Source organism: Streptococcus sp. HCA-5024, from assembly GCF_037890265.1.
In the GTDB taxonomy this organism is placed as follows: Bacteria; Bacillota; Bacilli; order Lactobacillales; family Streptococcaceae; genus Streptococcus; species Streptococcus lingualis.
On record NZ_JBBKBR010000003.1, the window covers coordinates 257,143 to 271,719 of the forward strand.

Annotated in this window: 7 protein-coding genes; all 7 read right to left on the reverse strand. The window is 42.7% G+C overall.

Annotated features, from left to right (window positions below; all coding sequences use genetic code 11):
- Positions 1-105: 105 nt before the first annotated feature.
- Positions 106-6,768: an accessory Sec-dependent serine-rich glycoprotein adhesin gene (locus WKT08_RS06945; protein WP_340281016.1), complete on the reverse strand. Its 6,663-nt coding sequence runs from the start codon at positions 6,766-6,768 to the stop codon at positions 106-108.
- 235 nt (positions 6,769-7,003) lie between these two features.
- The gene (gltX, locus tag WKT08_RS06950; protein WP_340281018.1) at positions 7,004-8,461 is read right to left on the reverse strand and encodes a glutamate--tRNA ligase; all 1,458 of its coding nucleotides are present in this window, start codon (positions 8,459-8,461) and stop codon (positions 7,004-7,006) included.
- A 326-nt stretch (positions 8,462-8,787) separates the two neighbouring features.
- A complete protein-coding gene (locus WKT08_RS06955) occupies positions 8,788-9,570 on the reverse strand; it encodes an alpha/beta hydrolase (protein ID WP_340281020.1) in 783 nt (260 codons plus the stop codon).
- Between the two features lie 70 nt (positions 9,571-9,640).
- Entirely contained in the window at positions 9,641-11,302 is a 1,662-nt protein-coding gene (locus tag WKT08_RS06960) for a ribonuclease J (protein WP_003008950.1), read from the reverse strand.
- A gap of 203 nt (positions 11,303-11,505) precedes the next feature.
- Entirely contained in the window at positions 11,506-12,048 is a 543-nt protein-coding gene (locus WKT08_RS06965) for a hypothetical protein (protein WP_129824652.1), read from the reverse strand.
- Positions 12,049-12,798: 750 nt separating this feature from the next.
- Positions 12,799-13,563, reverse strand: coding sequence for an ABC transporter ATP-binding protein (locus tag WKT08_RS06970; protein ID WP_070586758.1), 765 nt, complete (start codon positions 13,561-13,563; stop codon positions 12,799-12,801).
- A complete protein-coding gene (locus WKT08_RS06975) occupies positions 13,560-14,426 on the reverse strand; it encodes an ABC transporter permease (protein ID WP_031575696.1) in 867 nt (288 codons plus the stop codon). Before WKT08_RS06975 ends, WKT08_RS06970 begins: the two co-directional genes overlap by 4 nt.
- Positions 14,427-14,577 lie beyond the last annotated feature (151 nt).

Sequence of the window (14,577 nt, forward strand, 5' to 3'; positions counted from 1 at the left end):
TAACATAAAAAACAGCACACAAAAAGAGAACCCGGAGGTTCTCTTTTTGGATCCTTTTTCATTTCCCACATACCTGAAATGACCGAATCAAATTAGGGTAGAAGATTATTTTTCATCTTCTTTTTTGCGGCTTCCAAGTGCTGCAACCCCTGCAACCCCTGCAACTGCTCCAAGAAGAGCTGAAGCTACAGATCCTGTTTCACCAGTATTTGGAAGTTGTTCAAGAGCTGGAGCTGGTTTAGCTGGTTGCTCAGGAACTGGGTTCACTGGTGTATTAGGTGTTGGATCTACCGGTGTGTTTGGTGTTGGATCCATTGGTTTATTAGGTGTTGGATCTACCGGAGTATTTGGTGTTGGAGTTGGTGGCACTGGAGTGTTTGGTGTTGGAACGTTTGGAGTCTTCACAAGTTTGTAAACATAAGTAACGTTCTTATCACCTTCGATAACTTTACCAGTTGTTGGATCAGTTGTTGTCAAGTGACCTTCACCATCAACCTTACCTACTGGGTAGTTACCTTGTGGTACCAATTCATAGACTTTACCATCTGCAGTTGTGATTGTCTTAGGACGGTTATCCACAACTGTATCGTAGTCTTTACCTACTGGTTGGTCTTTTTCATCCACTACTGAAGTCTTGATCGTGTTACCATTTTCATCTACATAGTGAACGTATACATTACCCTTAGGTTGTACAGGTTCTTCGACAAGTTTGTAGATGTAAGTAACGTCTTTACGTCCTTCGACCACTTTACCAGTTGTTGGGTCTGTTGATTCAAGGTGACCTTGAGTATCTACTTTACCAACTGTGTAGTTTCCGACTGGTACGATTTCGTAAGTTTTACCTTCGAATCTAATGTATTGTGGACGGTTGTCTTCAACAGTGTTGTAGTCTTTACCTACTGGTTGGTCTAACTCATCTGTTACTGATTCTTTAATGGTGTTACCTTCAGTATCTTTGTAGTGTACGTATACGCTACCCTTAGGTTGAGTTGGTTCTTCCTTCACTTCTTTGTAAACGTAAGTGATGATTGAACGTGGTTTATCAACTTTACCTTTAATTGGATCAGATGATTCTAAGTGTCCATCGCCATCAACTTTACCTACTGGGTAGTCACCTTTCGGTACGATCTTGTATGTCTTACCGTCTGGAGTCTTGATAGTGTTAGGTTTTTCACCTTCCTCAGTTGTGTTATATGGTGTGTCATATGGTGAGTTTGGTGTGTCTTGACGAGGTTTTTGAATTTCTTTACCTTTTTCGTCTACGTAAGTGATGATGACGTCACCTTCTTTAGGTTTCGTTGGATCTTCTTTCAATTTGTAGACGTAAGTGACATTCTTATCACCTTCAACAACTTTACCAGTTGTAGCATCATCACCTGTCCAGTGACCTTGTTCGTCGACTTGACCTACTGGGTAGTTACCAGCTGGTACTAATTCGTATGTCTTACCTTGGAATTCAATTTCTTTTGGACGGTTGTCTACTACTGTATCGTAGTCTTTATCAACTGGTTGATCTTTTTCGTCAGTGACATCGTCTTTAATCTTGTTACCATTAACGTCAACATAGTGTACGTAGACATTACCCTTAGGTTGTGCTGGTTGTTCTTTGAGTTTGTAGATGTAAGTGACGTCTTTACGTCCTTCGATAACCTTACCTGTTGTAGCGTCTGATGACTCAAGGTGACCTTGTTCGTCAACTTTACCTACATTGTAGTTACCGGCTGGTACCAATTCATATGTCTTACCATTGTATTGGATTTCTTTTGGACGGTTGTCAATTACTGTATCGTAATCTTTATCAACTGGTTGATCTTTTTCATCGGTGACATCATCTTTAATTGTGTTACCGTCAGTGTCTTTATAGTGAACGTAAACGTCACCCTTCACTTCTTTATAAACGTAAGTAATTGTTGATTTAGGTTTATCCACTTTACCTTTAATTGGATCAGATGATTCCAAGTGTCCATCGCCATCAACTTTACCTACTGGGTAGTCACCTTTCGGTACGATCTTGTAAGTCTTACCGTCTGGAGTCTTGATAGTGTTAGGTTTTTCACCTTCCTCAGTTGTGTTATATGGTGTGTCATATGGTGAGTTTGGTGTGTCTTGACGAGGATCTTTAATCACTTTACCTTTTGTATCTACATAAGTGATGATTACTTCACCTTGTTTAGGTGTTTCACTTTCAGAATTTGATGAAGAGTTAGATGCTGATTGTGATACAGATGTAGAAAGTGATGTTGAAGCTGATGTGCTCAATGACGCTGATTGACTAGCTGATACAGAAGCTGACTCAGATGCTGATGTGCTCAATGACGCTGATTGGCTCGCAGATACGCTTGCTGACTCAGATGCTGATGTGCTCAATGACGCTGATTGGCTTGCAGATACGCTTGCTGATTCAGACGCTGATGTGCTCAATGACGCTGATTGGCTTGCAGATACGCTTGCTGACTCAGACGCTGATGTGCTCAATGACGCTGATTGGCTCGCAGATACTGATGCTGATTCAGACGCTGATGTGCTCAATGACGCTGATTGGCTTGCTGAAGTAGATGCTGATGCTGAAGCCGATGCGCTCAATGATGCTGAAGCTGATTCAGATGCTGAAACAGATTCAGACGTTGATGTTGAAGCTGATACTGATGCTGACTCAGACGCTGATGTTGATACAGAAACTGATTGGCTTGTTGAAGCTGATTGTGATTCTGAAATAGATTGCGAAGCTGATTCAGATGCAGAAGCTGATGTGCTCAATGATGCTGATTGGCTCGCAGATACACTTGCTGACTCAGATGCTGATGTGCTCAATGATGCTGATTGGCTCGCAGATACACTTGCTGACTCAGATGCCGATGTGCTCAATGATGCTGATTGGCTTGCTGAAGTAGATGCTGATGCTGAAGCCGATGCGCTCAATGATGCTGATTGGCTTGCTGATACTGATGCTGACTCAGATGCTGATGTGCTCAATGATGCTGATTGGCTTGCTGAAGTAGATGCTGATGCTGAAGCCGATGTGCTCAATGATGCTGATTGGCTTGCTGATACAGAAGCTGACTCTTGCGCTGATGTGCTCAACGATGCTGATTGGCTTGCTGATACAGAAGCTGACTCTTGCGCTGATGTGCTCAACGATGCTGACTCAGATGCTGAAACTGATGCTGATTCCTGTGCCGATTCAGACAATGATGTAGAAGCTTGTTCTGATACAGACTGTGAGTTAGATACAACTTCTGATAATGATTGTGAAGCTGATTCTGATGCTGATTCTGAATTTGAACCTGAATCTGATTGAGATTCGTCTTTCAACTTATAGATATAAGTAACATTCTTCTCACCTGAAGCCACTTTACCAGTCGTATCATCATCACCTGTCCAGTGACCTTGGCTGTCAACTTGACCTACTGGGTAATTACCAGCTTCTACAAGTTCGTAAGTTTTACCTTCAAATTTAATTTCTTTAGGACGATTATCTACTACAGTATCATAATCCTTCTCAAGTGGTTGATCTTGCTCATCAATAACAGATCCCATGATCGTATTTCCGTTAATATCTTTATAATGAACAAAGACACTTCCAACTTCTTCATAAACGTAAGTAATGGTTGATTTTGGTTTGTCAACTTTACCAGTAATAGGGTCTGAAGACTTCAAATGACCGTTTTCATCAACATCTCCTACTGGGTAATCACCTTTAGGAACAATTTTATATGTCTTACCATCAGTTGTCTTGATGATATTTGGTTTTTCACCTTTTTCAGTTGTATCATATGGTGTGTCATATGGTGATTTAGGTGTATCTTGACGAGATTTTTGGATTTCGTTACCTTTCGTATCTACATAAGTGATAACAACTTCACCTTCTTTTGGTGTTTCTTTCACTTTATATACGTAGGTGACATTCTTATCGCCTTCGATAACCTTACCTGTGGTAGGGTCTGTAGACTTAAGGTGACCTTGATCATCTACTTCACCTACTGTGTAGTTACCTGCTGGAACTAATTCATAGGTCTTGCCTTCGAATTCGATTTCTTGTGGGCGGTTGTCTACCACTGTGTCGTAGTCTTTGTCCACTGGTTGAGCTTTTTCATCCGTCACATCTGATTTGATGGTCTTGCCTTCTGTATCTACATAGTGAACATAGACGTTACCCTTAGGCTCTTCTTTGAGTTTGTAGATGTAGGTGACATTCTTATCTTCTTTAGCAACTTCTCCAGTTGTAGGATCTGAAGACTTAAGGTGACCTTGGTCATCTACTTCACCTACTGTGTAGTTACCAGCCGGGGCCAACTCGTAAGTCTTACCTTCGAATTGAATCTCATTCGGACGATTATCTACAACTGTATCGTAGGCCTTATTAATTGGTTGATCTTTTTCATCAGTTACATCTGGCTTAATAGTCTTGCCTTCTGTATCTTGATAATGCACGTAAACATTACCTTTAACATCAGACTTAACAAAGTAATAGTTCACATCAGTCGATGGTTTAACTGCAGATGGAACTGAGTAGTTATTTGAGAATGAAGTGAAACCTTTCAATTGTGTGTAAGAAACTTTACCAGTGGAATCTGTTACTTTGTCTTTCGCAACAATATCAGCATTACGTCCAGCAATCAAGTTCCATTTATTATTTCCTTGACCAGCTGGTGTTAATGATACATCTGGTGCACCTGTAAATGGTTTTGCGTATCCTTCAGTCACTTTGGTTTCATCGTGCGTAAGGTAAACTTTTTCTGTAGTAGACTGCCAACCAGTAATTACTAGGGAGTTGCTACCTGCAGTTTCGGTAACATCAATATAATAGTCACCATTTTTGCTGTTTACACGAGTAGTTTTTGATCCCGTTGAGTTCCAAGTATCACCAGCTTTATTTACAGATGATGTGTAGACAAGTGTATATTTAGATACATCTTCTGTACCAACATCACTTGCACTGAAGTTGCTTACTTGTGATGGATCAAGAGCATATAATTTCGTTACTGTTGAACCGTTGGTATCTACAACTTCTGAAATACGTTTCATGTAGTAGTGGTTGGCTCCACCTTGAAGTTCGACCAATTTTTGACCAACAACACCTTTACCAAGGACACCCGATGTTTTTTGAGTTGTGTCTGTTGTTGCTGGAACTTGTTCATACCCCTCAATATTACGGTTTCCTGAAGCTGTGAATTGTTGACCTGCAAGACCTGTTTGCGTATAGCTTGCAAGGACTGTTTCATTTCCAGTTGGTGTATAAGTTTGTCCTTTTGTGTACTTGCTGCTATCAACAACTTTATAGTAAGTAGTTTGATCAGCTTTCGCATAAGGAACAGAAGTTTGAACGTTTGGTTTATCTTCATTTTCGTTACCTGGGTAGTTGGTATCACGAATTTGAAGTGTTTCATACTCAAGGTTATCGTTTACCAATGAGAAGGTTACGTTACCTGGATCAGTTCCGTTAGCACCTGTATAAGTCAAAGTATTTGTTACATCAGAGTTATTGTTTGTGATGTAGTTTGGAAGAGAGATATTGCTTTCACCAGCATGAATAGTACGTGTGTAAGCTTCTGAACCATCCGATTTCTTCACAATACGTAAGTAAACATCTGGGTTAGCGGAAAGGCTACCAGTGATGGCAGAACGGTCTACTGAAAGAGTAGCATAGTAATCAAAGTTGGTTTTAGCACCAGTAGTATGGTTTGTTTTAAGGAATTGCCATACACCAAAAGTGAAGCGATCAGCGTTTGGATCCAAAGCATAACCAGATTTATTGAAGGCTGCATCTTCAATCGTTGCACCATTTGCATTTGAGATAACCGGTTTAGTAGCTACACTACCAGTAGTGCTTGTTGAGATTGGTGCCAACTGAGCTGAAATTGCTGGAGCACCGTTTACTGTTGTGTTTCCAGTAAATCCTGCCGCAGTCAAGGTTGCCATCATGTCATCTACTGACTTGCTCAAACGTTCGCGTTGGTCTGCGTATGATTGAGCAGATGCATTAGCATTGATCAAGCTGTTGCTTGCTGTCAATTCTGTTTGAACTTTAGCGATGGCAGCATCAAGAGCTGCTTTCTTTTCCGGAGCTGAAACAGTTGCTGAGTAGTCTCCTGCGATCTTGTTCAACAATGCTGCTTCTGAAGTGTTTTGTTCCAAAACAACTTTATCTTCAGCTTTCGCAACAGTTGTAGTGCTTTCTACACTTGCTTCAGAGCCAGCGGCTACAGTTGATTCGCTTGAAGCTGCTGAAAGTTCTGCTGAACCTTGTTCGCTCAATGAAGCTGAGTGAGATACAGATACGCTTGTAGAGGTTGAAGCACTTACAGAGGCAGAAGCGCTAGCTGATTCTGTTGTTGATTGAGATTGAGATTCAGTAGTTGACTCAGTTGTTGATGCTGTTGTTGATTCAGACTGAGATTCTGTTGTTGAAGTTGTACCAAGTACTGTACTTCCTTGCTCTACAAGAGCTTCACTTGAAAGCTCAGATGCAGTCGCAACGTCTGATCCTGTCTCATCTGCTTTTGCAGTGTTCGCTACTGTAGCTGCACCGAGAACAGCCCCTGCTGCTACGATCCCTTTGAGCAAGCCACGGCTTGTCATTTCTTTCACTGATACTGCGTCTTCACGCACTTCAGCTACAACAGTCTCTTCGACTTGACCACGAATGACCTTCAAAAGACCAAAGTTAGAAGTCGCAGCACGCAACCAGTTTTTACCTGATTTGATCAATTTGAAACGAGTCACACGATCCGTTTCACGGAATTCACCGTTCGAACGTTTAAAAAACATTTCTGTCTCCTTATTACATTTTTTATTTCCCTTACATTATAGACTAATGTGTCGATTTTTGGAAGCAATTATCCTTAATTATTGCTATTTTTTTATAATTTTTGTTTTAGATAGTAATAAAATCGTTTTCAGTAGGATCAATTTGTCAAACCGGGGCAATTTTTTGAAAATCCTATAATACTTTGACTTTAGAAATAAAACAAAAAACCCCATTTTATAGGGGCTTTTCTGATAATTATCTGATTTTTTCCAACATGCTTTCAATATGTTGGATGGATTTTTCGCGTCCAAGTAAGTAGATGGTATCTGGCAATTCAGGACCATGCATTTCACCTGAAACGGCGATACGGATTGGCATAAAGAGATTCTTCCCTTTGATCCCAGTTTCTTTTTGAACCGCTTTGATTTGTGGGAAGATATTTTCTGCCACAAACTCATCGTCTGACATGGCTTCGAGTTTCGCTTTAAAGGCTTCAAGTACAGTTGGCACGGTTTCACCAGCCATGACTTCTTTCTCTGCTTCTGTCAATTCTGGGAAGTCTGAGAAGAAGAGGTCTGTCAATGGAACGATTTCGTCCACTGACTTCATTTGTGGTTTGTAGAGTTCCACCAATTTCTCAGCCTTGTCTGTCAAACGTCCTGCTTCTTCGAGGAATGGCTTGGCCATTTCAAAGATAGTCGCAAGATCCGCATTCTTGATATACTCATTGCTCATCCAGTCCATTTTCTTTTGGTCGAAGGCCGCTGGGGACTTGCTGAGACGATGTTCATCAAAGAGCTGGATAAGTTCGTCGCGAGAGAAGATTTCGTCTTCCCCACCAGGGTTCCAACCAAGAAGAGCGATAAAGTTAAAGACTGCTTCTGGAAGGTAGCCCTTCTTACGGTAATCTTCGATAAATTGAAGGGTGTTAGTGTCCCGTTTAGACAACTTCTTACCAGTTTCAGAATTGATGATCAAAGTCATGTGACCGAACTCTGGTGCTTCCCATCCAAGCGCTTCATAAACCATGAGCTGTTTTGGTGTGTTGGCAATGTGGTCATCTCCACGGATAACGTGAGAGATTTGCATATCGTGGTCATCAATGACAACGGCAAAGTTGTAAGTTGGGTAGCCATCTTTCTTCTGGATGACCCAATCCCCACCGATATTGCCACCTTCAAACTCGATATCGCCTTTGACCATATCATGCCACTTGTAGATACCAGACTCATTCACTGCCAAACGAACCGTTGGAATGATGCCCGCTGCTTCACGTTCTGCGATATAAGCAGCTTTTTCTTCTTCGCTCATGCCGAGATATTCGTTGATATAGCGAGGTGTTTCACCCGCAGCTTCTTGGCGTTCACGTTCAGCCGCTAACTCTTCTTCAGTGACGTAAGATTTGTAAGCTTTTCCTTCCGCCAAGAGTTGGTCGATGTATTTTTGATAAAGTGGTAGCCGTTCTGATTGGCGGTAGTTCTCGTGCGTCTCAGGGCTTTCATCCCAGTCCATGCCCAACCAACGAAGGTTTTCAAGCTGTGAACGTTCTCCGTCTTCGACATGACGTTTGCGGTCCGTATCTTCGATACGGATGATAAAGGTTCCACCATGGTGGCGCGCATACAAGTAGTTAAACAATGCTGTACGAGCATTTCCGATGTGTAGTAGCCCTGTTGGACTTGGTGCATAACGCACACGAATATCTTTTGCCATATTTCTCTCCTCTTATCTTGTTCGCTATTTCTAGCTCATTTTTCAATCGTTCCTATTATACCACAAAGAAAGCAGGACTGAAATGAATAAGTGGCCTTTCTAGCTTTTCTTCCTATGTATAGGAAAAAAGAGGCTGGGACAAAAGTCCTAGCCTCTCAATTATTTTTGGATTGTCGAGCAAGACGCAGTGGTTGAGTGGGCTCTACTACGCTGATTTCATCAGCTTTTACAGCCCTACTCAACTGTGCGGAGGTGGGACGACGAAATCGAATTCTAACGAATCACCGATTTCTGTCCCACTCTCTTATATCCAATCTATTTGTATCTTATTTTAGTCTTTCTTCTAATTCAAAGTCGATTGGTAGGGTTTGTAAAAAGTGCTCCAACTCACGTTCCCAGTAGAACCATTCGTGCTTGCCTGGGCTGTGGGTATAGGTGACATCCAAGCCTAACTTTTCTAGTTCCTTGACTTCAAAATTATTGGCTTCATAAAGGAAATCCTGCTCCCCACACCAGATCCAGAGTTTGGTCTTCTTATCTGAAAATCTCTTGGCAGCAGTCTCTAGCGAATAGGGACTGGTCGTCCAATCCTCAATCTCTCCAAAGATCCCCTTCCAAAAAGCTGGTTGTTCCAAGTCATTGTTTTCAAAGTCCCGATCGTGGAAACTTAGAGCACCGGAAAAACTAGCCGCATGGGAGAAACGATTTGTCTTGAGAGCCAAGAGCATCGATCCATAGCCGCCCATGGATAGGCCAGCAATAAAGGTCTTCTCCCGTTTCTTGGTCATATTAGGGAAGAAGCGAGAAAGAGTCTCTGGCAATTCCTCTGCAATGGCCGTGTAGTAGTTGTAGCCATACTGGGTATCTGTGTAAAAGCCATTATTGGTATTGGGGAGGACCACGATTAGATTGGTATTGCGCAAAATGCGTTCCACATTAGTCCGCTTCAACCAGGAATGGTGGTTGCCATTCATCCCGTGTAAGAGATAAAGGACTGGGATATCCGTATCCGCTGGATCTTCCACGCGCGATGCATCAGGATAAAGGACGGACACGCCCCACTCCATCTTCAAGGCTTCTGAATAATACTCAATCTGCATAACTGCCATTTGATTTCCTCTTTCTACTGTTAAAAACACTCGGCAAGCCTCTGGCTGCCAAGCGTTTCCATTTCTTCTATTATTTCACTTCCATCACGACTGGTAGGATGGCTGGACGGCGTTTGGTTTGTTCAAATAAGAACTTAGACAAGTTGTCACGCACCAAACCTTTCAATTCCCCCCAGTCAAAGCTGTCTTGTGCCAAATAGTCTTCAACACTTTGGTTGACCAATTCGCAACTTTCACGAAGAATATCCCGACTCTTCTTGACATAGACAAAACCACGGGTGTGCACGCGCGCTTTGGAAATAATCTTCTTCTCTTTGCGATTCACGGTGAGCGCCACGATAAAGATCCCGTCTTCTGACAAGACCTTGCGGTCACGAAGGACGATATTGCCCACATCACCAATGGCATTCCCATCGATCATGACATCTCCAGCTGAGACGCTACCGGCAGGGACGAAGTCCCCCTTTTCGTACTCCATCACAGTGCCGCGTTTTGGAATAAAGATATTTTCAGGCAAGATACCGACTTCCATCGCTACTCGTGCATGGGCATCCAATTCGCGGTATTCCCCTTGGATCGGGAAGAGGTATTTAGGACGAAGAAGGTTGATCATCAACTGCAAGTCCCGTGCGTTTCCGTGACCAGACACGCGCAAGCTTGACGTGATCAATTTGACAATGCCACCTGCTTGGTAGATCATGTTTTCCACACGAGCCACCACAGCTTCTTTAGCAATCGATGGCGTTGTGACGACGTAGACCAAGTCCCCATCTTTGATTTCCACATAACGGTGACGGCCAATAGACATCTTGCGCAAACCATTGATCGGCTCACCCATCCGGCCTGTTTCCAAAATGATCAATTCATGATCCTCAAAACGGCTCATTTCTTTTGGCTTGATCAAGAGTTTTTCGTTGGCAAGAGACAATTTGTTCAAGCGAATAGCTGTGCGGACGATGTTTTCCACATCAAACCCTGTCAAGACCACTCGACGGCCAGTCTCAGCCGCAGCATCAAAGACCTGCTGGATCCGAGAAAGGTTGCTGGCTACCGCCGCTACGATGACACGACCATCCCAGTCTGCAATCGTATCTAAGATGGCATCGCCTACTTCTTGCTCACTGGCAACTTGAATATTACTATCCGCATTGGCTGAATCACTCAAGAGGGCAAGCACACCTTCGCGTCCAATCTCAGCTAGGCGAGCAAAGTCTGTCGCATACGACTCGCTGGCAGTTTGGTCAAATTTAAAGTCTCCTGTGTAGACGATATTGCCCTCAGGAGTGCCAATCACAATCCCGATACTTTCAGGGATGGAGTGGGTTGTTTGAAAGAAAGACACGACGGCATCACCAAAATCAATCTCAGAATTCTGATCGATGACATGGAAGTCGTTGAATTTCTTCACACTGTCATTGCTTTTGACAAAGAGTTTAGCCAACTCAATGGTCAACTCTGTCCCGAATACAGGGACTTTCGCTTCCGCCAAAAGATAAGGCAAGGCCCCAATGGCATCCGCATGACCGTGGGTCAAGAAAACACCCGCAATGCGGTCCTTGTTTTCAAATAGATAATCCATGTTGGGGATAACGACATCCACCCCAAGTTGCTCATTTTCTGGATACTTCAAACCTGCATCCAAGACAAAAATCGAATCGTTCACTTCGGCAACGTAGAGATTTTTCCCATTTTCTCGAACACCGCCAAGAGTGACTAATTTAATACTACTCACTGTTGTCTCCTTTAGTGTGATTATTTTAATACTTACGGTCCTTGGTTGCCCAAGTCGAATTACAGCTTTGCAAATACTTGCATATCCACTCTATTATACAATTTTTTTCTCTTTTTTTCAAAAAGCTTTCCACAGCAAAAAAGTCCTCTCATCTATTTCAGATGAGAGGGCTTCTAGGCGCCTATTTTTAGGGGGAAAAGACCCTAAAGATGGTAATCTCCCCGTTTATTTTCAATGATCCGCATGGCTGCCTTGATCACATGAAACTTGCCTAACAACTCCTCTAGGCGCTTACTATTTCGCTCGCTCAATTGGCCGTTCTTGACCGCTTGGGACAGGCGATAAAAATCATCCAAGTCCTCCCCAATGTTTTCAAACAGCTCTTTGGCTTCCTTGAGTCGGTAGCGATTGACTAGGTAGGTCACATCTTTTTTGAAGGAAGCGACATTGTTTTCGTGAATGTCCGTATAAGCTTCCTCTTCTTCCTTAGATTCTTGGTAATTAACCGCCTTAAAGCAAGTGATGAACTCCCGACTTTTGATATTGCAGACAAAGATGACCCCATCACTGGCTACATAGGCTTCTGTGTTGGCGGGTTGAACCACATTACTATCATAAGGAGAGAGGGAGGAGAGGTGTTGGTTGATCCACTTATTCAAGTGCTGATCATCTACGCCAAAGCGCTCAAAAGCTCTTTGCCGGAAATGGTCACGACAACTATATTCTTGCGCATACGACAATCCCATACTCTCACCTCCTCCTGGGTATTTTATAAAAAATGGCCTCCAGTCTTACGGGACTAGAGGCCTGGTCTGCTTCACTGACTTGGTGCAATTAACCTTTTGGCTAACAAAACAATGCTTATGATGTTGATTTCATTTAATAGTATTTGTGTAAAATACCAGAGGTTTTCTTTGCTATCCCAAATCTAAATTTATGAGCTTTCGACTGGACGCATTGAAGTTTGAAAACCTTTATAAAAAGCTTCTACCTACTATTTCCACGTTTTCTTATGTCTCCGGACAAACTAAGCAGGCTTGCCCGACCGTCCAACCGATCCGACACACACGACATAACTGCTCTTTTACGATAAGAGCATGAACAGCTATCAGCAAAACAGGCCTAAAACGAAGTAACCTAAATTTCAACTCGATAAGGCATTGGTATCAATCCCTTCTTCATCTTTCTAACTATATTATACTCACCTACCTGAGTAATTGCAAGCGATTTCAGCTGAAACTAGTTCCAATTTTTATGCGGTTTTATTGATGATTTAAGAAAAAGAAAAGAGGATGGGACAAAAGTCCTAGCCTCTCAATTATTTTTGGATTGTCGAGCAAGACGCAGTGGTTGAGTGGGCTCTACTACGCTGATTTCATCAGCTTTTACAGCCCTACTCAACTGTGCGGAGGTGGGACGACGAAATCGAATTCTAACGAATTACCGATTTCTGTCCCACTCTCTATTTTCACTTTGCATTTTACGGGCTTTGTATCTTATTCTTTCTCAAATAATTGATAATAATCTGCGATGGTCATTTGGGCTTTTTCTTCTTGATTGAGATCTTGGACGATGTGTCCGTCTTTCATCACAATCAAGCGATTTCCATATTTCAAAGCATCTTCCATATGGTGGGTGATCATAAGAGCTGTGAGGGCATCTTGTTTCACAAACTGATCCGTCAAGGTCATGAGGGCCTGACTGGTTTTTGGATCCAAGGCAGCAGTGTGTTCATCTAAAAGCAAGAGTTCTGGGCGTTTCAGTGTCGCCATCAACAGACTCAAGGCTTGTCGTTGCCCACCCGATAGAAACTCAACGGCTGTGTCGATATGATTTTCCAAGCCATTGCCAATCTTAGCAAGGACTGTTTGAAACTCTTCTTTATAGCTGGCCAAGTGACGCGGAATCAAGCCACGTTTTTCTCCGCGAAACTTCGCTACCAAGAGGTTTTCCGCAACCGTCATGCGAGGCGCTGTCCCCATTTTAGGATCTTGAAAGACCCGCGATAGGTACTTGGCTCTCTTTTCAGGAGAATAGTTTGTTACATCTTCCCCCAAAATATAAATCTTCCCACTGCTCACCGGAAGCGTCCCTGCAATGGTATTAAAGAGGGTTGATTTTCCAGCTCCATTGCCCCCCAAAATCGTGATAAAATCATGCTCTCGAATTTCCAAGGAAACATCATCCAGAATGACTTTTTCTTCGTTCATCCCATTGCTCACGGCTTTGGTTACATTTTTTAATTCTACAATTGCTGTCATTTACTGAGTTTCGCTCCTTTCATGATTTTTCCCTTAAAGGTTGGAATCATCAGGCAGATAGCCAAGATCAAGGCACTGAAGATTCGAATATAGCTGGTATTGATGCCAAGCGCAATCACGGCCCAAATCAAAAATTGGTAGGCGATCGATCCGATCGCAATACTGAGCAAGCGCTCTGTCAAAGTGACATTTGAAAAGAGCACCTCTCCAATAATGAGGCTGGCAAGCCCAATAACAATGACACCAATCCCACGTGAAGCATCCGCATAGCCTTCTTGCTGGGCCATCAGTGCACCAGAAAGAGCAATAATCCCATTTGAAATGACCAAGCCCATCAATTCCATCCGGTCGGTATTGATCCCAAAGCTCTTGGCCATATCTGGATTGTCCCCTGTCGCAATATAGGCTTGACCCAAGCGTGTATCCAAGAAGAAGATCAAACCAAGGATCACAAGCGTTACGAAAATCAAGCCAATCAGAATCTCATTGAACCCACTGGCAAAAGGAAGAAAATCCTGTATTTTTTTATAGCCCAAAAGTCCCAAATTAGCCCGCTGCATGACAAAGAGAATAACCGAGTTACAAGACGTCATTACAAGGATCCCTGACAAGAGTGTCGGGATTCTCCCTTTTGTGTAGAGAAGGCCCGTCGCAAGTCCCGCCAAGCACCCTGCTCCAATAGCAGCCAGCGTCGCAAGGAGTGGATTGACCCCTTTGGTAATCAAGGTTACCGCCACCGCTCCTCCAAGCGGGAAGGAGCCTTCTGTTGTCATATCTGGAAAATCTAGAATTCGGAACGTCATAAAGATTCCTAACCCTAAAATGGCCCAAATCAAACCTTGTGAAACAATTGAATTAATCATAGTTTCTCCCTTCGATAATAGTAGTTTAATTGTAACATAAATATGGAAGAGAACCTATAGGAAATTCACAATATTTCTTGGATCACCAGCTTTTTAAAAATAAAACGGAACCCTCCTGATTATATGGAGCAGGAGGGTTCTATAAGCTTTT

Excerpts from the sequence above, each read along its gene's own strand:
- WKT08_RS06955 (WP_340281020.1), bottom strand. The coding sequence starts at position 9,570 with ATGGCAGTTATGCAGATTGAGTATTATTCAGAAGCCTTGAAGATGGAG.
- WKT08_RS06945 (WP_340281016.1), bottom strand. The coding sequence starts at position 6,768 with ATGTTTTTTAAACGTTCGAACGGTGAATTCCGTGAAACGGATCGTGTG.
- WKT08_RS06975 (WP_031575696.1), bottom strand. The coding sequence starts at position 14,426 with ATGATTAATTCAATTGTTTCACAAGGTTTGATTTGGGCCATTTTAGGG.
- gltX (WP_340281018.1), bottom strand. The coding sequence starts at position 8,461 with ATGGCAAAAGATATTCGTGTGCGTTATGCACCAAGTCCAACAGGGCTA.
- WKT08_RS06970 (WP_070586758.1), bottom strand. The coding sequence starts at position 13,563 with ATGACAGCAATTGTAGAATTAAAAAATGTAACCAAAGCCGTGAGCAAT.
- WKT08_RS06965 (WP_129824652.1), bottom strand. The coding sequence starts at position 12,048 with ATGGGATTGTCGTATGCGCAAGAATATAGTTGTCGTGACCATTTCCGG.